Origin of the sequence: Corynebacterium sp. NML98-0116 (genome assembly GCF_001767255.1) — a bacterium.
GTDB lineage: Bacteria > Actinomycetota > Actinomycetes > Mycobacteriales > Mycobacteriaceae > Corynebacterium > Corynebacterium pseudogenitalium.
On the sequence record NZ_CP017639.1, the window covers coordinates 1,204,916 to 1,221,842 of the forward strand.

General features: G+C 54.5%; 13 protein-coding genes and 1 rRNA gene. 1 reads left to right on the forward strand and 13 read right to left on the reverse strand.

What is annotated here, in order from left to right; all coding sequences use genetic code 11:
* Positions 1-414 precede the first annotated feature (414 nt).
* Positions 415-1,931 (reverse strand): 16S ribosomal RNA (locus BJP05_RS05390).
* Positions 1,932-2,609: 678 nt separating this feature from the next.
* Positions 2,610-3,989 (reverse strand): GntP family permease, encoded by a 1,380-nt coding sequence (locus BJP05_RS05395; protein ID WP_070362512.1) that lies wholly within the window; start codon positions 3,987-3,989, stop codon positions 2,610-2,612.
* A 191-nt stretch (positions 3,990-4,180) separates the two neighbouring features.
* Here BJP05_RS05395 and BJP05_RS05400 point away from each other — a divergent pair, with 191 nt between their 5' ends.
* The gene (locus BJP05_RS05400) at positions 4,181-4,708 is read left to right on the forward strand and encodes a gluconokinase (RefSeq protein ID WP_070362513.1); all 528 of its coding nucleotides are present in this window, start codon (positions 4,181-4,183) and stop codon (positions 4,706-4,708) included.
* Between the two features lie 46 nt (positions 4,709-4,754).
* On the opposite strand, the gene tyrS is transcribed toward BJP05_RS05400, so the two are convergent.
* From tyrS to rplT, 11 genes are all read right to left on the reverse strand, one after another.
* Positions 4,755-6,023 (reverse strand): tyrosine--tRNA ligase, encoded by a 1,269-nt coding sequence (gene tyrS / locus BJP05_RS05405; protein WP_070362514.1) that lies wholly within the window; start codon positions 6,021-6,023, stop codon positions 4,755-4,757.
* A 35-nt stretch (positions 6,024-6,058) separates the two neighbouring features.
* A complete protein-coding gene (locus tag BJP05_RS05410) occupies positions 6,059-6,241 on the reverse strand; it encodes a Trm112 family protein (RefSeq protein ID WP_070362515.1) in 183 nt (60 codons plus the stop codon).
* A 103-nt stretch (positions 6,242-6,344) separates the two neighbouring features.
* A complete protein-coding gene (gene argH / locus BJP05_RS05415; RefSeq protein WP_070362516.1) occupies positions 6,345-7,778 on the reverse strand; it encodes an argininosuccinate lyase in 1,434 nt (477 codons plus the stop codon).
* An 18-nt stretch (positions 7,779-7,796) separates the two neighbouring features.
* Positions 7,797-8,996, reverse strand: coding sequence for an argininosuccinate synthase (locus tag BJP05_RS05420; protein WP_070362517.1), 1,200 nt, complete (start codon positions 8,994-8,996; stop codon positions 7,797-7,799).
* Between the two features lie 89 nt (positions 8,997-9,085).
* Positions 9,086-9,577: an arginine repressor gene (locus BJP05_RS05425; RefSeq protein WP_070362518.1), complete on the reverse strand. Its 492-nt coding sequence runs from the start codon at positions 9,575-9,577 to the stop codon at positions 9,086-9,088.
* The gene (argF, locus tag BJP05_RS05430) at positions 9,577-10,524 is read right to left on the reverse strand and encodes an ornithine carbamoyltransferase (RefSeq protein WP_070362519.1); all 948 of its coding nucleotides are present in this window, start codon (positions 10,522-10,524) and stop codon (positions 9,577-9,579) included. The genes BJP05_RS05425 and argF overlap by 1 nt, the downstream gene beginning before the upstream one ends.
* A 110-nt stretch (positions 10,525-10,634) precedes the next feature.
* Positions 10,635-11,768, reverse strand: a complete 1,134-nt coding sequence (locus tag BJP05_RS05435) for a bifunctional ornithine acetyltransferase/N-acetylglutamate synthase (RefSeq protein WP_070362520.1) — start codon at positions 11,766-11,768, stop codon at positions 10,635-10,637.
* Between the two features lie 163 nt (positions 11,769-11,931).
* On the reverse strand, positions 11,932-14,439 hold the full coding sequence (gene pheT / locus BJP05_RS05440) for a phenylalanine--tRNA ligase subunit beta (protein WP_070362521.1): 2,508 nt from the start codon (positions 14,437-14,439) through the stop codon (positions 11,932-11,934).
* A 13-nt stretch (positions 14,440-14,452) separates the two neighbouring features.
* On the reverse strand, positions 14,453-15,481 hold the full coding sequence (gene pheS / locus BJP05_RS05445) for a phenylalanine--tRNA ligase subunit alpha (protein ID WP_371440799.1): 1,029 nt from the start codon (positions 15,479-15,481) through the stop codon (positions 14,453-14,455).
* Positions 15,482-15,592: 111 nt separating this feature from the next.
* Positions 15,593-16,414: an RNA methyltransferase gene (locus BJP05_RS05450; protein ID WP_070362523.1), complete on the reverse strand. Its 822-nt coding sequence runs from the start codon at positions 16,412-16,414 to the stop codon at positions 15,593-15,595.
* Positions 16,415-16,502: 88 nt separating this feature from the next.
* Positions 16,503-16,889, reverse strand: coding sequence for a 50S ribosomal protein L20 (gene rplT / locus BJP05_RS05455; protein WP_070362524.1), 387 nt, complete (start codon positions 16,887-16,889; stop codon positions 16,503-16,505).
* Between the last annotated feature and the right edge of the window lie 38 nt (positions 16,890-16,927).

The window sequence follows — 16,927 nt, forward strand, 5'->3', positions numbered from 1 at the left end:
AACAACCACCACACACAAACAGCATGACAATCACTTGTTGTTAGGCAAACTTACAATCAAAAAATTCTTCCACAAGAATAAAGATGCTCGCGTCCACTATACAGTTCTCACACAACACACCCCACACACCAACCACCAACCAAACCAGTCAGTGATCAACACGCGGAATCATTCAAGACAACACAACTGCTGCCTCAGACACCCAACAGTGCACCAACACACAATAATTAACACTTCTTTTTGACTACAAAAACCCGGCCACACTGCAACCACAACCACAACCACCACACGAATGCATGACAGTCCGTGACTGGTGTGTCTCCACCCGGAAACAACAAATTGGCAGCCACACCCACGGTGACTCAACCAACAAAAAAGCCCACAACTGTGAGCCAACAAAATAAAACTCCTTAGAAAGGAGGTGATCCAGCCGCACCTTCCGGTACGGCTACCTTGTTACGACTTCGTCCCAATCGCCGATCCCACCTTCGACAGCTCCCATGACAGGCCACTGGCTTCGGGTGTTACCAACTTTCATGACGTGACGGGCGGTGTGTACAAGGCCCGGGAACGTATTCACCGCAGCGTTGCTGATCTGCGATTACTAGCGACTCCGACTTCATGGGGTCGAGTTGCAGACCCCAATCCGAACTAAGGCCGGCTTTGTGCGATTAGCATCCCCTCACAAGGTAGCAAACGCGCTGTACCGACCATTGTAGCATGTGTGAAGCCCTGGACATAAGGGGCATGATGATTTGACGTCATCCCCACCTTCCTCCGAGTTAACCCCGGCAGTCTCTCATGAGTCCCCACCATTACGTGCTGGCAACATAAGACAAGGGTTGCGCTCGTTGCGGGACTTAACCCAACATCTCACGACACGAGCTGACGACAACCATGCACCACCTGTATAGCGACCACAAGGGAAACCACATCTCTGCGGCGATCCGCTACATGTCAAGCCCAGGTAAGGTTCTTCGCGTTGCATCGAATTAATCCACATGCTCCGCCGCTTGTGCGGGCCCCCGTCAATTCCTTTGAGTTTTAGCCTTGCGGCCGTACTCCCCAGGCGGGGCGCTTAATGCGTTAGCTACGGCACAAATCCCGTGGAAGGGACTCACACCTAGCGCCCACCGTTTACGGCATGGACTACCAGGGTATCTAATCCTGTTCGCTACCCATGCTTTCGCTCCTCAGCGTCAGTTACTGCCCAGAGACCTGCCTTCGCCATCGGTGTTCCTCCTGATATCTGCGCATTTCACCGCTACACCAGGAATTCCAGTCTCCCCTACAGCACTCAAGTTATGCCCGTATCGCCTGCAGTCCCACAGTTAAGCTGTGGACTTACACAAACGACGCGACAAACCACCTACGAGCTCTTTACGCCCAGTAATTCCGGACAACGCTCGCACCCTACGTATTACCGCGGCTGCTGGCACGTAGTTAGCCGGTGCTTCTTCTCCAGGTACCGTCACAAAAAAGCTTCGTCCCTAGCGAAAGGAGTTTACAACCCGAAGGCCTTCATCCCCCACGCGGCGTCGCTGCATCAGGCTTGCGCCCATTGTGCAATATTCCCCACTGCTGCCTCCCGTAGGAGTCTGGGCCGTATCTCAGTCCCAATGTGGCCGTACACCCTCTCAGGCCGGCTACCCGTCGACGCCTTGGTAGGCCATTACCCCACCAACAAGCTGATAGGCCGCGAGCTCATCCCATACCGCAAAAGCTTTCCACAACAATATCCAAAAAGTTGTCCTATCCGGTATTAGACCCAGTTTCCCAAGCTTATCCCGAAGTACAGGGCAGATCACCCACGTGTTACTCACCCGTTCGCCACTCGAGTACCAGTGCAAGCACTGGCCTTTCCGTTCGACTTGCATGTGTTAAGCACGCCGCCAGCGTTCATCCTGAGCCAGGATCAAACTCTCCACAAAAACTATTTCAGAAAGAAACAAGGCCGTGAAAAGCCCAAAACCTAACCAAAAACAAACCAACCACCAACAACAACCACAACAGTCATCGCCAGTGTCTGGCAAAATCCTAAAATTACAAAAACTGTAAAGTACAAACAAAACTGGTCCCAACCCGACGGGGTAAAACAGGACCAGTCACAACCACATCAACCAATACAGTCAACGCGACCATGCATCTGCACCACACCAGTGACACTCAATCATAGGTTCAAGCATCACCGCCGGCACACACCAAAACATGGCACACAGCACGCAACCAAAAGTCAATGCAATCAAAAAAATAAAAAGTACATTGGCACACTATCGAGTTCTCAAACAACAACCGCACACCCAAACACACCACAAAACACAGTGGCGCATTCAAAGCGACGAAGATTGACACTAACAAAACATTCTCAACAACGCAAACACGCGCCGCATCACAGAACCTATTTTGTTATGTCGGCCAGCGGTAGTTTTCCTAACCGCCATCTCACCAACCAACTCTTTACCGAGTCTGTCTGGCGGGGCGTTGTCGGTCTCGCTGACTCACATAAAGTTACACACACACCAACAACAACACAAATTGGCTGGTAGAAGTAGTTTATTGAGAAGGCGCTAACGGATCAGATTGCGTTCCCCTAACGCCTTCTCAAGGAGTTAGAAAAGGACAAAGATCAGAAGCGTGATTAGGAATGCCGCCACGGATTCTATGGTCTGCTGCAGCGTCCAAGTTTTCAGTGTGGTCTTGACGTCCATCCCAAAAAGACGGCCCACAAGCCAGAAGCCGGAGTCGTTCACTAGAGAGCAGCAAACCGAACCGGCCGCACACGCCAATGTAATTGCGACGATCTGAATTTCCGAGTAGCCGCCAGCCAGTACTGCTGGAGCCATCAATCCGGCCGTGGTTGTCAGCGCTACAGTTGCAGATCCCTGCGCAACGCGCATGATCACCGCTACCAAGTACACAGCGAGGATGACTGGAATTCCTAGTCCTTGCATGAGATCCGCGATGGCATCGCCGATACCAGACGCACGAAGAACTCCGCCGTACATGCCACCGGCACCAGTAATGAACACAACGGATGCAATTGGCCCTAACGCCGAATCGACGAGTTTTTCCAGCGCCGAACCCTTCACCCCACGTGAGGTCCCGAGCACTGGAAGCGCGACGAGAACCGAAATCAACAGCGCAATACCGGACTTTCCAAGGAATGTGAACGCCTGCGCCCAGGTTTCGTCACCTGTAATTGCGCCAGATTTCGTCGCAAAGTCGACACCCGTGTTCAGGAATATCAACAGCATCGGGAGTAGCAGAATCGTAATGACAGTGCCTGTTTTCGGCAATGACTTAATATCGCTGTCGTCCGAGTTGAAAACGGCGTTTGCTACTGACGTAAACGGGAACTTCTTTGCGCAATACTTACCCCACAAAAGGCCCGAAACATAAAACGTTGGAACTGCAACAATCAAGCCAAAAACGATCAGCAGACCAAGGTTTGTGTCGAAGAATGTCGAAGCAGCGACTGGTCCTGGATGCGGAGGCACGAAGACGTGCATGACAGAGAATGCAGCAACCGTCGGAATTGCGTAGAGCAAGATTGGTCCACCGATACGAGCGGCAACTGCGAAAATGATCGGCAGCATGACAACGAGGCCGGCGTCGAAAAACATTGGGAAGCCAAGCAAGAGCGAGGCCACACCAAGCGCCATCGGCGCTCGCCGCTCGCCGAACCTACCGATCATCGTGTTGGCGAGGACTCTAGCGCCACCGGAGTACTCAATAAGTTTGCCAAGCATCGCGCCCAAACCGACAAGAATACCGACGTCGCCAAGTGTGGATCGGAAGCCGCCCATCACAACGTCATACAGTTCTCCTGTTGGAATGCCTGCCGCGATAGCGGTCAAGACAGACACAAGAATCAGCGTGACGAACGCATGGACCTTGAACTGAATAATGAGCAAAAGAATGAGGGCAATGCCGACCGCAGCGATCCCCATTAAGGGGCCGGCCGACAACGTCTGTTCCCAAGTTTCCATGAGCTATCCTGTCTCTTCTCAAGCGAGGCTTCAAGGCCGTATCGACGCACCGATCTACGGGGCGTCAATACGGAAAACTGGCTATAGCGTTAGAATACACATACTTCAGTGGGCGATCGTGCACTGCATCAATGTCAGGGCGACGCTTTCTTTAGCTACCCCCACTCGTGAAGCATCAAGGAGGGAAGAACATGCATGAAGCAGAGAAGCTACCCCCGGCGCACCTCATCCTTATGGGAGTGTGCGGAAGTGGAAAGACCACCATCGCCGAGATTCTTGCGCAGAGATCCGGCTTTGAACTCGTCGAGGCTGATGAGTTTCATCCGGCGGAAAACGTCGAAAAGATGAGTCAGGGCCAACCTCTCACCGACGAGGACCGCTGGCCGTGGCTTGAGAAACTCTCGAACTGGCTTCAAAAGCAAGACAGTGCTGGAAAGCGAACCGTCGTTACATGTTCAGCGCTGAAACGCATTTATCGCGACAAGCTCCGACTAGCCGACGTACCCCTTATATTTGTGCACCTAGACGGGCCGCGTGAGCTACTGCTGAAACGACTGAGCCACCGTACGGATCACTTCATGCCTGCTTCAATGTTGGATTCCCAGCTAGATACGCTTGAATCGCTCCAACCGGACGAGCTGGGTTTCGCTGTGGATATCGATGACACTCCCGAGGGCATCGCAGCAACCATCATGGAAAGACTTAACGCGGTGGCATAGGCTTCTGCTCTACCACCGCGTTGCTTTCAGATGCTGTCACCTGCGCCTAGCTGCGCTTCACGCCTGCGAATGTCTTCTTACCACGACGCAGCACGAGCCAGGTTCCATGCAGAAAATCATCCACGGATGGAACCCAGTTCTCATCTACTACACGCTCGTTGTTGGCGTAAATGCCGCCTTCCTTCAGCGATCTACGGGCAGCACCCTTCGAGTCGGCCAAGCCGGAGCCGACCAGCATGTCCACGATGCTGACTTCAGCTCCAGCCGCGACCTCGAACACATTCGTCTCGGCAACAGCGCTGGCCAAGGTACGCTCATCGAGATCAGTCAGATCTGCTTTACCGAATAGCGCCTGGGACGCTAACTCAACGGCCTCACGAGCTTCGCGGCCATGGACGAGATCTGTCATCTCTTGCGCCAACCGCTTCTGTGCCTCTCGCTTAAATGGTCGCTCTTCGACCTCGACGGCAAGAGCATCCAGCTCTTCCTTATCGAGAAAAGTGAACCACCGCAGGTACCGGATCACATCGGCGTCCGCAGCATTCACAAAGTACTGGTACCAGGTGTACGGGCTGGTCATTTCTGGATCAAGCCACAACGAACCACCACCCGTGGACTTGCCAAACTTCTTGCCCTCGGAGTCCGTCACAAGCGGAACGGTCAACGCATGCACGCGCTCCGAATCCATGCGTCGGTTCAGATCAACACCAGCAACCAGGTTGCCCCACTGGTCGCCACCACCAACCTGCAGCACACAATTGTGCGTACGACGCAACTGTACAAAGTCATGTGCCTGCAACAGCATGTACGAAAACTCGGTAAAAGAAATCCCGTCGTTTTCCAGGCGACGCTTCACGGTATCACGACTCAGCATTGTGGAGAGCGAAAAATGCTTGCCGACGTCGCGAAGGAACTCAATGACCTTCCAGTCCTTAATCCAATCATTATTATTCAGCAGCAGCGCACCGTTCTCACCGTCAAAATCGACGAACTTTGACAGCTGGCTTCCAATTCGCTCGGCCCAATCTGCCACAGTGTCATCGGAATTCATCGTGCGCTCGCCCACGTCACGCGGGTCGCCTATCTTGCCGGTAGCACCACCTGCTAGCACAATTGGCCGGTGTCCAGCGAGTTGGAACCTGCGCAGCATCAGCAGCGGCACCAGGTGACCTGCATGTAGTGAAGGGCCTGTCGGGTCGAAGCCACAGTACAACGTGATAGGCTTCTGCGTTTCTTCACGCAACGCCTCCAGATCCGTGTGCTGATTGATCAGGCCACGCCACTCGAGTTCGTCGATAATGTTTGCGTTAGTCATGAAATTCCTTTCAGAGAGTCGTCTTCCCAGCGTTGTTACTTGTGGGTGTTTGTATAGGGAACTGCTTCATCGATTAGCAGGACCGGAATACCATCGTCGATCCGATACGCGACACCAATGCGTTCATTCACCAGCAACTGTTCGTCTTCCTTATACTCAAGCGGCCCTTTGTCTTGCGGGCACACCAGTACGTCGAGAAGTTTGGGATCAAGACTCATGCAGTTGAGCTTACCTCACCCTTGTTAGTCACTTATCGACGCCACCACTACAAAAAGTTGAAACGCCCACCGAAAGGTGGGCGTCGCAAATGCGGTACCGATGTTAACCCCGCACAGGCTTCTCTGCCCACGCTCGATACTTACTATTTGCCTCCGCTACGCGTACACGCTGTTCTTCTACCCGTGGGCCGGCGGTTCCACCGCGTGTATCGCGCGAGCTCACAGCACCCTCAATCGTGAGCACGTCACGGACACCTGCGTTAAGTCGAGGGTCTACGCTCGCGAGCTCCTCATCTGTCAAGTCAATAAGGTTGACGCCTCGGGACTCCGCGATGCGTACGCATGCTCCGGAAGCTTCGTGCGCCTCTCGGAATGGCACACCCTGGCGAACCATCCACTCTGCCAAATCGGTAGCAAGCGTGAATCCCGCAGGTGCAATCTCACGCATTCGATCACCATGGAACTTGAGAGTCGAGACCAACCCGGTAAACGCTGGCAGAAGAATGTTGAGCTGGTTTACGGAATCGATTACCGGCTCCTTGTCTTCTTGCAAATCGCGGTTATACGCGAGAGGCTGCGCCTTAAGAGTGGCCATCAATCCGGTAAGGTTGCCGATTAACCTACCTGACTTGCCTCGGGCAAGCTCCGCAACGTCTGGGTTCTTTTTTTGCGGCATGATCGAAGAACCAGTCGACCATGCGTCGTCCAACGTGACGTAACCGAACTCTGGCGTCGACCAGGCGATAATCTCTTCCGCAAAGCGGGACACATCCACTGCAATCTGGGCTAGAACGTAGGCCGCTTCGGCTGCGAAATCACGCGAAGCTGTGCCGTCCAGTGAGTTGTCGGTTGCTTCATAGAAGCCAAGTTCTTCCGCAATCGCCTCCGGGTCTAGGTGCAACGAAGAACCCGCCAAAGCGCCAGAGCCGTACGGCGACACAGCCAACCGCTTGTCCGCATCCTGAATCCGCTCCAAGTCACGCAACAGCGGGTGTGCGTGAGCGAGCAACGAGTGTGCGAGCAAAATAGGCTGCGCAGCCTGGAAGTGGGTCTTACCCGGCATGATGATATCGGGATGTGCAGCCGCCTGTGCAACGAGAGCATCGATGAGATCCGTAATGTGCAGAGCAACACCGCGCAGGGCATCACGACCCCACATCCGGAACATCGTTGCCACCTGGTCATTCCGCGAGCGCCCTGCACGCAGGCGCCCTCCTACCTCAGGACCTACTCGGTCGATCAGGCCGCGCTCCATTGCGCCGTGAACATCTTCGTCCGTCGGTTCGGGAACAAACGCACCACTTGCAACGTCTGCGCCGAGTTGCTCAAGCCCCTCGAGCATGGTCTTCAGGTCTTCGTCCGAAAGAAGTCCTGCACGGTGCAAGACTTTTGCGTGAGCTTTCGATGCCAATACATCATAAGGCGCAAGCACCCAATCGAAGTGCGTCGATACGCTCAGCGCGAACATCGCCTCAGAAGGGCCGCCAGAAAACCGACCGCCCCACAGCGCGCCTTCATTCGTCTTATGCTGCTGCATAACTTCCAAAGCTCCCTGCTATTTCGCTTCGCGATCGCGCTTGTTCGCGATCTGCGATGACAAACCATGCAAACGGACGAAGCCCTTAGCGTAGGTCTGGTCGAAAGTGTCGCCTGTGTCGTACGTCGCGAGGTTGAAGTCGTACAGGCAGTGGTTGGAGCGGCGGCCATTGACCACTGCCTTACCTGCATGCATTTCCATGCGGATGTCCCCAGTGACGTGCTCCTGTGTCGACTCGATGAACGCATCCAGGGAGCGCTTGAGCGGACCGAACCAAAGACCGTCGTACACTTCCTCCGACCAGCGCGCGTCGATAAGTCGCTTGTAGCGAGCCAGCTCGCGCTCAATCGTAACGTCCTCGAGCGCCTTGTGCGCCGTAATCAGAGCGACCGCACCTGGCGCTTCGTAAATCTCACGGGACTTAATGCCAACCAAGCGGTCTTCGACCATATCCAGACGACCGATGCCCTGCGCACCAGCGCGACGGTTCATCTCTTCGATTGCTTCCAACATCGTTACCGGGCGGCCGTCGATTGCAACCGGCTTGCCTCCCTCGAACGAGATAATGACTTCGTCAGGCGCATTGCCCATCGAAGGGCTTTCCGTGTAAGCGTATAGATCCTTCGTCGGCGCGTTCCAGAGGTCCTCCAAAAAGCCTGTCTCTACCGCGCGCCCCCAAACGTTTTGGTCAATCGAGAATGGCGAAGCTGCCGACTGCTCAATTGGCAGGTCCTTTCCTTCTGCGTACGCAATCGCCTTATCGCGTGTCCACGCAAAATCGCGAGCAGGCGCAACAATTTCCAGATCTGGGTCCTGGTTCAGGAATCCAACCTCAAAACGAACCTGGTCATTGCCTTTACCGGTGCAACCGTGTGATACGTGAGTGCCACCGTGCTCCTGTGCGGCCTTCACAAGGTGCTTTACGATCAACGGGCGGGAAATTGCTGACACCAACGGGTACTCACCCATGTACATACCGTTCGCCTTGATGGTTGGCAGGCAGTAGTCCTCAGCAAATTCATCTTTCGCATCGATAACGATGGATTCCACAGCACCGCAATCTAATGCGCGCTGACGTACGGACTCCATATCTTCGCCGCCCTGGCCAAGGTCGAGTGCTACTGCAATGACTTCGCCATTAAGCATTTCGCCGAGGTAGGAAATCGCAACAGAGGTATCGAGCCCGCCTGAGTATGCGAGTACAACACGGTTAGTCATGGATCAAAGCTCCTTGTGTTTCTAGATCATATTCTGCACTGCGGTACATAGTATACCTAGCGCGGGGTTTGTGCTTGCTTCGGCGTCACTTACGCCTTTGTATTGCGTCCAAATACCTGCTGGGCTAGGTCACCGCCCTTAAGCGGATCTCGGGCGAGAACAAAAATCGTATCGTCACCAGCGATACAGCCTACTACCTGCTCCAAACCGACTCTGTCTATATAGCTAGCCAGATATTGTGCAGCTCCAGGTGGAGTTCGCAGTACAGCCATATTCGCAGAATGGTCAACAGAGACGACGAGTTCCTCGATCATTCGACGAAGTTTCTCACGTGGGCCTGTATGCAAGGCATCAAAAGCCTCGGCATCGGAGTTCACCGTGTAATATGCACGGCCTCCGTCGCTTGGCCGCACTTTCTTTGCTCCCAGCTCATCAAGATCACGGGACAGGGTTGCCTGCGTAATCTCGATACCCTCGTCTTGCAAAAGCTCGGAAAGCTGGATCTGAGAAGACACTCGCGTGCTCACAAGTATCTCCAGAATCCGAGCTTGTCGCGCAGTTCTTGAGACAGTTTGGGTCATTATTGGTGCTCCAACAACCAGGTCAACAACGCCTTTTGGGCGTGAAGACGATTTTCAGCTTCATCGAAGACTCGCGACTGCGGCCCATCGATTACTTCTGCGGTCACTTCGTTTTCACGATACGCCGGTAGGCAGTGAAGAAATATCGCATTATTACCGGCCATTTGCATAATTCCACTATTTACTTGGTATGGCAAGAACGGAGTGCGTCGATCTTTTCCATCTCCCTCCATGCCCATTGACACCCAAGTATCCGTGATAACCACGTCTGCTCCAGCTACCGCAGCAACATCGCTGGTAACCGTGACTGTCGCACCTGTCTGGCTTGCACGATCACGCGCACGGTCCACAAACCGCTGCTCCGGATGAAACTCCGGAGGCGCGATGATCGCGATGTCTACCCCCGCAGTTGCGAACCCAATCATGTAGGAGTTGGCCATATTGTTAGCGCCATCTCCCAAATACACAGCTTTCAGGCCGTGGAGTCCCGCCGGCCCCTGCTCAGGACAAAAGGTTTCGACGATTGTTTGCAGATCCGCAAGAATTTGGCACGGGTGCAGGTCATCGGAAAGCGCGTTAACAATCGGAACCTGTGATGTCTCCGCCATCTGGAGCAAATTGTCGTGGGCATACGTCCTCCAAACGATTGCTTCGACGTATCGCGAAAGCACCGCCGCCGTATCTTGGTAGGACTCACCCTTGCCCATTTGTGCATTCTGAGTTTCGACAACAATCGCGTGCCCACCCAGCTGTGCAATCCCTGTATCGAAGGAGAACCGCGTGCGCGTGGAGGTCTTGTCGAAAAGTACCGCAACAGACTTCGGCCCTTCGAGAGGTCGGTGCGCATACGGGTTCTTTTTCATCTCTGCGGCAAGCGTGAGCACTTGCGCTTGTTCCTCTGGCGTCAAGTCATCGTCTGCGAAAAAGTGCCGAACTGAGTTCACCATGCTGTTTACTTCCTATTTCTGCGTTATGATTGCTGCAAAATATGCGGACGTCTCCCCTATTGTATTTTCAAAGCCTCCTGGACGTTCGCTTTTCGACGCCCACTTTCCCCTTACATAGGCTCCAAAAGCGTCCGCACTGTTGCTGTACCGACGCCACGAGTTCCTAGATCCAGCGTAATAGTCACGTGTTCGTCGTAGTCAAGCACCCGGCTTGTCAAGAGCGGAGTGATTCCCTGGCAGAGCTGTGTTCCATTGACGTTGATCTCCAGTGCCTCAGCATCTAGGCACACTTTTGTCTTCCCCGCAATCGCGAGTGCGCGTGGCCAGTCCGGAGCACCACTGAGTAGCGACTCTCGAAAACGTCCGTCACATGCTACGGCTTGTGCTGCGATGCGTGCCTCTTCATCATTTGCAGCGCCAGCTACGGCAAGCGTCAATTTCTTGGTCGCGCTTCCCTGGTTGACCAAAAGCTGCTCCACCAATGCCTCGCAAACCGCAAGCACTGCCTCATCCAACTGAGTTTGGTTGGGGGTGACCTGGCTCGCACCAGATGCGAGCAACAACACCGTATCGTTCGTTAGCGGGGCTGTAGATCGATCAAGCGTATTAAACGTAGTTTCCATAGCCCGTCGCAATGCCTTTTCGAGTGAAAAGGCCGGTACAAGCGCATCTGTGGTGAGGCACCCCAGTACTGTGTCTAGTGTTTCCTGTGAATTTCCAGCCCCCTGGGAAATGCCCCCGACACTCCAAGCTCCACAGCTCACGCCTGCTTGATTGATCGTTCCTTGGGTTGACGCTATTGCGGCCGCAGCCGATTCAGCGTGCGCAGGGGTATCTCCCAGATCCGTGGCGAGTTTGGCTAACCCAGTTTTCACACGCTCCATTGGCAAAGGCACTGCGAACTGTCCCTTCGCGCAGACTGCGACCCGGTCTTCTGGGACTCCAATCTCTTGGGATACGCGCTTCTGAATCTCACGAGTGTCCGCATCCCCCGTTGAACCGTTGAACGCATTAGCGTTGCCTGATGTTAAAACAACTGCGTTCACAGCATGCGAGCGCATAACTTCGCGCGTAGCTCGAACAGGCGAGGCGCAGACCCGACTATCTGGAAACACCGCTGCTGCGTTCCAAGCAGGTCCCTGATTAACAATGAGCGCCAGATCACGCCCCTCGCCTTCGCGTATTCCCGCGTGAAGACCTGCAGCCACAAATCTCTTAGGGGTGAGAACGGTCTGTTGTGGCATGGTTTTATGGCTCCTTTACGGGTGTAGACGCTTGTGGCTACGGAGTCCCATCCTGCCAGACAAATAGCAAGCTCGTGCCGATTCAAGATACATGCATTCCTAAAACGACAGCAGGCAGGACGCCGCTCACTGCGATGTCCTGCCTGTCAGCAGCAAAAGTAACCTACGCCCTCATCGTGGCATTAAATTCCTGTTTCGCTGCCTCAGCCGCAGCTAAACGCCCTTCCGACGCTTCGTCTTCAGTGAGCGTTCGGTCATCCGCACGGAACAAGAGTCCAAATGCGAGCGACTTCTTGCCTTCGCCGAGGGACTCAGAACGATAGACGTCAAACAGCGTTACATTTTCCAATAACGGCCCGGCGTGTTCTGCTACGGTCTTTCGCACGCTTTCGGCCGGTGTCGAGTCGTCCACGACCAATGCAAGGTCCTGGTGAACTGCCGGGTACGCAGACAGCTTCGGAGCGGGCAGGTGAGCACTCTGTGGCAATGCCGAAAGGTCCATCTCCATTGCGCAAACTCGTGCAGGTAAGCCACATTCTTCCAGAATCTGCGGGTGTAGTTCACCTGCGTGACCAACAACTTGGCCGTCGACCAGCAACTCTGCGCAGCGTCCCGGATGCCATGGTAGGTAGTCTGCTGCCCGGACCTCGAGCTCTATCCCGGCTGTCCGCGCCACTATCTGCGCAGATTCAACAGCATCAGCCCACGAGTACATTCGCGAATCGCCCCAAGGCCCCTCTACTTCGGCATCTCCGACGCCAAGAGTTGCAACATGCAGCGGCTGCTTCGGCAATGAGTTCACCACTGCTGCCAGGGTCTCTTCGTCCGGGCGGTGATCAACGCTTGGCATTGGTGTTTCAGCTTCCCCGCCGATAGCTACCTGTGCAACTGAGTAAATCGACACGTCATGCTGACCGCGGGCCGCATTTTTCGCTACTGCCTCGAGCATTGCGGGCAAGAGTGTCGTAGCGAGTACGGCGTAGTCGCTATCCAGAGGATTCTGAACAGACACGGTTGCGCGGCGGGCATCGTCCTTGCTCAGGCCCCAGGCGTCGAAAAGACCCGTGGCCATAAACGGTGTAGGAATAATCTCTGCGTAACCTGAGTACGCAAGAGCATGCGTCACTGCACGACGACGCTTTTGCGTTGCAGTCAGGCCACGTCCCCCCTTCGGCGTCGGAAGAATCGATGGAATAGCGTCAAGCCCTTCGAGCCGAACAATCTCTTCTACAAGCTCTACTGGGACCGTAAGGTCATTCCGCCAGGAAGGTGGCGTCACAATGAAATTGCCACCACTTTCTTCAACGCCGCACCCGACTTCATGTAGCCGCTGAGAAATGGTCTCTTCAGAGTACTTGACGCCGATCAATGCCGATGGGAACGTTTTCGCCATAGAGATCTCAGTTCGCTGATGCACCTCACCCACCAACGTACGACCTGCTGCAACCTTGCCCCCGGCAAAGCTCGTCAGCAGCTCACAAGCTACATCCAACGCTACCTCCACCAGTGCCGGATCGACTCCACGCTCAAATCGACGGGAGGCTTCTGAGCTCAGTTTGTGGTGACGAGCAGTACGCGCAACCGTAAGTTCATCCCAAGTTGCTGCTTCGAAGTAAACATTCTTCGTGGTTTCCGAAATTTCTGAGGTCGTGCCACCCATGACACCAGCCAGAGACTGAATTCCAGAGTCATCAGAAATGACTACATCGGAAGCGCGAAGGGTTCGCATTGTATGATCCAGTGTTTCGAATTCAGTGCCCTCTTCCGCATTATGGATGCGAAGCGCGCCAGAGATTGTATCTGCGTCAAAGGCGTGCATCGGCTGACCGAGCAGCAACATTACGAAGTTCGTAACATCGGTTGCGCCGTTCACTGGACGGATGCCGCTGAGCATGAGCTCGCGCTGCATCCAAAACGGCGACGCCGCTTCGGGGTCGATGCCTTCCACCTTTCGCAGCCCGAAGCGCTTCGTAGCGGTGTCCGGCTCTACGGTGACGTCGAGAAGGGAACCTGCTGGCGCAGGAACTGCAGAAATATCGATGCCGGCGATGTCAGGCTGCTGAGCTGGGTCGACAAAAGCGATGTCGAATGCCGACGCAAGCTCTCGCATTAGGCCACGCGCCGACAAAGCGTAACCACGATCCGGAGTGACGTTCACTTCGAAGATAGTGTCGTCGAGATCCAGAATTTCCCGCGCATCAGTGCCAGGGGCGCCGATTTCATCGCTAAGAGTAATGATGCCAGCACTCTTCGCGGTCAGACCGAGCTCCGCCGCTGACGCCATCATCCCGTTAGAGATATGCCCGTAAGTCTTTCTCGCAGAAATAGCGAAATTACCCGGAAGAACGCACCCCGGAAGCGCGACAACTACCGTGTCGCCAACAGTAAAGTTACGTGCACCGCAAATAATGCCCTGCGGCTCACCCGTGCCATTCGCCTGTCCCACGTCAACCTGGCAGTAACGAATCGGCTTCTTGAACTCGGTGAGCTCTTCAATTTCAAGGACCTTGCCGAGCACTAGGGGACCCTCGGTTTTTTCAATCGGGGCGTAGCCTTCAGTCTCAAAACCGACGCGAACGAAGCCTGCGTCCATCTCTTCGTCAGTGACAGACCAACCAGTATTGCCCGCCTGTTGCAGAAGGGTGGTGAGGAAATTTTTTGAAATCAGCATGTCATTAACTCCTTTAAGCCTGCACACCAAATGGGACGGTGAAACGGATATCGCCTTCGACCATGTCACGCATGTCTGACAAGCCGTTACGGAACTGGAGAGTACGTTCAAGGCCCATCCCGAACGCAAAGCCTGAGTACTCATCCGGATCAATGCCTACTGCGCGAAGCACGTTCGGGTTCACCATGCCGCAGCCACCCCACTCGATCCAGCCAGCACCACCCTTTTTATTTGGGAACCAAACGTCTACCTCAGCAGATGGCTCGGTGAAGGGGAAGTAATTGGTACGCATACGCGTCTTCGTTTCTGGCCCGAACAGCGTCTTCGCAAGGTGGTCGAGTGTGCCACGCAAATGAGCCATAGTCAGGCCTTTATCGACGGCAAGACCCTCAATCTGGTGGAAAACTGGGGTGTGCGTTGCGTCAAGTTCATCGGTGCGGAATACCCTGCCAGGGCAAGCAATGTACACAGGCACATCACGGTCAAGCATCGTTCGAACCTGGACAGGCGAAGTATGCGTGCGCATCACCTGGCGGGAACCAGGTTTACCAACGTAAAAGGTGTCCTGCAGCGTCCTCGCCGGGTGATCCGGAATGAAGTTCAGTGCATCAAAATTAAAGTATTCGGCTTCGATTTCTGGCCCTTCGGCGATCTCCCACCCCATGCCGATAAAGATATCTGCGATCTGCTCACTCAACGTTGTGATGGGATGCATCGCGCCCAGCTGAGAACGACGTGTCGGTAGAGTTACGTCGACAGCCTCTGCTTTCAATTGAGCCTCGCGGTACTCGACTTCACGCACCGCGTGAAGTTTGGCATACGCCTTCTCTACACGGCCTCGGGCCACATTCACTGCCCTACCAGCGTCTTTACGGTCTTGCTTTGGCAACGAACCGAGTGCACGCCGAGCCTGAGGGATGTAGGCTTGGTCGCCCAAGTGCTGCTTGTGAGCCTCTTCTAACGCCTGCAGGTCTGCAGCTGCTTCAAAATCCGAAATTGCAGCTTCTGCTGCCGCATTGAGTTTCTCTTCTGACAATTCGATTCCACTATTTTCCGACACACTCGGTCCTTCCGATTACGCTTTGTAGTAAAGGTTGTAAAGCCGTTAAAACGAAACTAAGCATACCTGTCGCTTCAGACACGACACATATAACTAAAGCTCTTGTTGCGCCATCTTTGCTTTGGCAGTTTCCCAAAGACACATTGCTGACGCTGTTGCAAGGTTCAGCGACTCTGCAGATCCCTGAATCGGGATTGATACCCGTACATCAGCACGATCTGCAATAGCTGTTGGCAATCCGTGTGCTTCGTTTCCGAACAGCCAAGCAATCGGGGCAGAAAGCAGATCACTTGTTTTCTCAAGGGATACCTCGCCGTCGATAGTCGTCGCCACTGTCTGAAGCCCTGCTGCTTTTAGCTGGCCAAGGACGTCCTGGGTATTGCGCTCGCGTGCCACAGGTAAGTGAAACAACGAACCTGCTGATGCCCGCACAGCCTTGCCCGACTCAGGATCGACGCAGTCGCCGGCAAATATGACAGCATCCGCCCCGCACACGTCAGCAATGCGAATCATCGTGCCTGCGTTACCCGGATCGTTAGTATCAATCCCGACCACAACAAAAGAAGGCTTACCGCGAAGAGCTGCCCCGACTGACCACAACACTGGCTTGCAAACAGCAAAAATACCAGTGGTGTTTACAGTGTCGCTCAAGTGCTTCGCTGCGATATCTGTAATGGCATGAACATATACATCCATATATTCTGCGGTAGTCACAACGTCAGCAAAGGCTTGTGACGCATGTTCTGTCACGAAGAGGTCAGTAGCCGCGCCCGTAGCTACGGCAGCCTCGACGCTGTTCACCCCTTCCACCAGAAAGCGGTTTGCTTTCTTGCGTCCTTTTGCGCGGAGCAGCTTCGCTGCATTCACGACTCGCGGGGTTCGTTCGGTGAAGGGCTGTGAAAAGTCAAGGGCCACGAAATTTCCTACTCCTGAATGTAAAAACCCGCCGCCAAGCGTTCACGCTTGCCGACGGGCTCCGTCCTAGTTCAACGTTCTAGGCAACTTATGCTGCATCAACTGGCGCATTTACGTCAGCTGGCAAGGCCTTCTTAGCGATCTCGCAGATAGCGGAGAAGGCTGCAAAGTCGTTCACTGCGAGCTCCGCGAGGATCTTGCGGTCAACCTCGACCTCTGCGAGCTTCAAGCCGTGAATGAGACGGTTGTAAGTGATGTCGTTCATACGGGCCGCGGCGTTGATACGCTGGATCCACAGCTTACGGAACTCACCCTTGCGCTTACGACGATCGCGGTAGGCGTAGGTCTGGGAGTGCAGCCACTGTTCTTTTGCCTTACGGTACAGGCGGGAGCGCTGGCCACGGTAGCCCTTTGCGGACTTCAGAATCGCGCGACGCTTCTTCTTGGCATTAACTGAACGCTTGACACGTGCCATGAGTCAATACTTCCTTTTCTTTCGTTCACCGGTTGTTT

Excerpts from the sequence above, each read along its gene's own strand:
- pheT (WP_070362521.1), bottom strand. The coding sequence starts at position 14,439 with ATGCTGATTTCAAAAAATTTCCTCACCACCCTTCTGCAACAGGCGGGC.
- BJP05_RS05420 (WP_070362517.1), bottom strand. The coding sequence starts at position 8,996 with ATGACTAACCGTGTTGTACTCGCATACTCAGGCGGGCTCGATACCTCT.
- BJP05_RS05395 (WP_070362512.1), bottom strand. The coding sequence starts at position 3,989 with ATGGAAACTTGGGAACAGACGTTGTCGGCCGGCCCCTTAATGGGGATC.
- tyrS (WP_070362514.1), bottom strand. The coding sequence starts at position 6,023 with ATGACTAACGCAAACATTATCGACGAACTCGAGTGGCGTGGCCTGATC.
- argF (WP_070362519.1), bottom strand. The coding sequence starts at position 10,524 with ATGGTGAACTCAGTTCGGCACTTTTTCGCAGACGATGACTTGACGCCA.
- BJP05_RS05425 (WP_070362518.1), bottom strand. The coding sequence starts at position 9,577 with ATGACCCAAACTGTCTCAAGAACTGCGCGACAAGCTCGGATTCTGGAG.
- BJP05_RS05400 (WP_070362513.1), top strand. The coding sequence starts at position 4,181 with ATGCATGAAGCAGAGAAGCTACCCCCGGCGCACCTCATCCTTATGGGA.
- argH (WP_070362516.1), bottom strand. The coding sequence starts at position 7,778 with ATGCAGCAGCATAAGACGAATGAAGGCGCGCTGTGGGGCGGTCGGTTT.
- BJP05_RS05410 (WP_070362515.1), bottom strand. The coding sequence starts at position 6,241 with ATGAGTCTTGATCCCAAACTTCTCGACGTACTGGTGTGCCCGCAAGAC.
- rplT (WP_070362524.1), bottom strand. The coding sequence starts at position 16,889 with ATGGCACGTGTCAAGCGTTCAGTTAATGCCAAGAAGAAGCGTCGCGCG.
- BJP05_RS05435 (WP_070362520.1), bottom strand. The coding sequence starts at position 11,768 with ATGCCACAACAGACCGTTCTCACCCCTAAGAGATTTGTGGCTGCAGGT.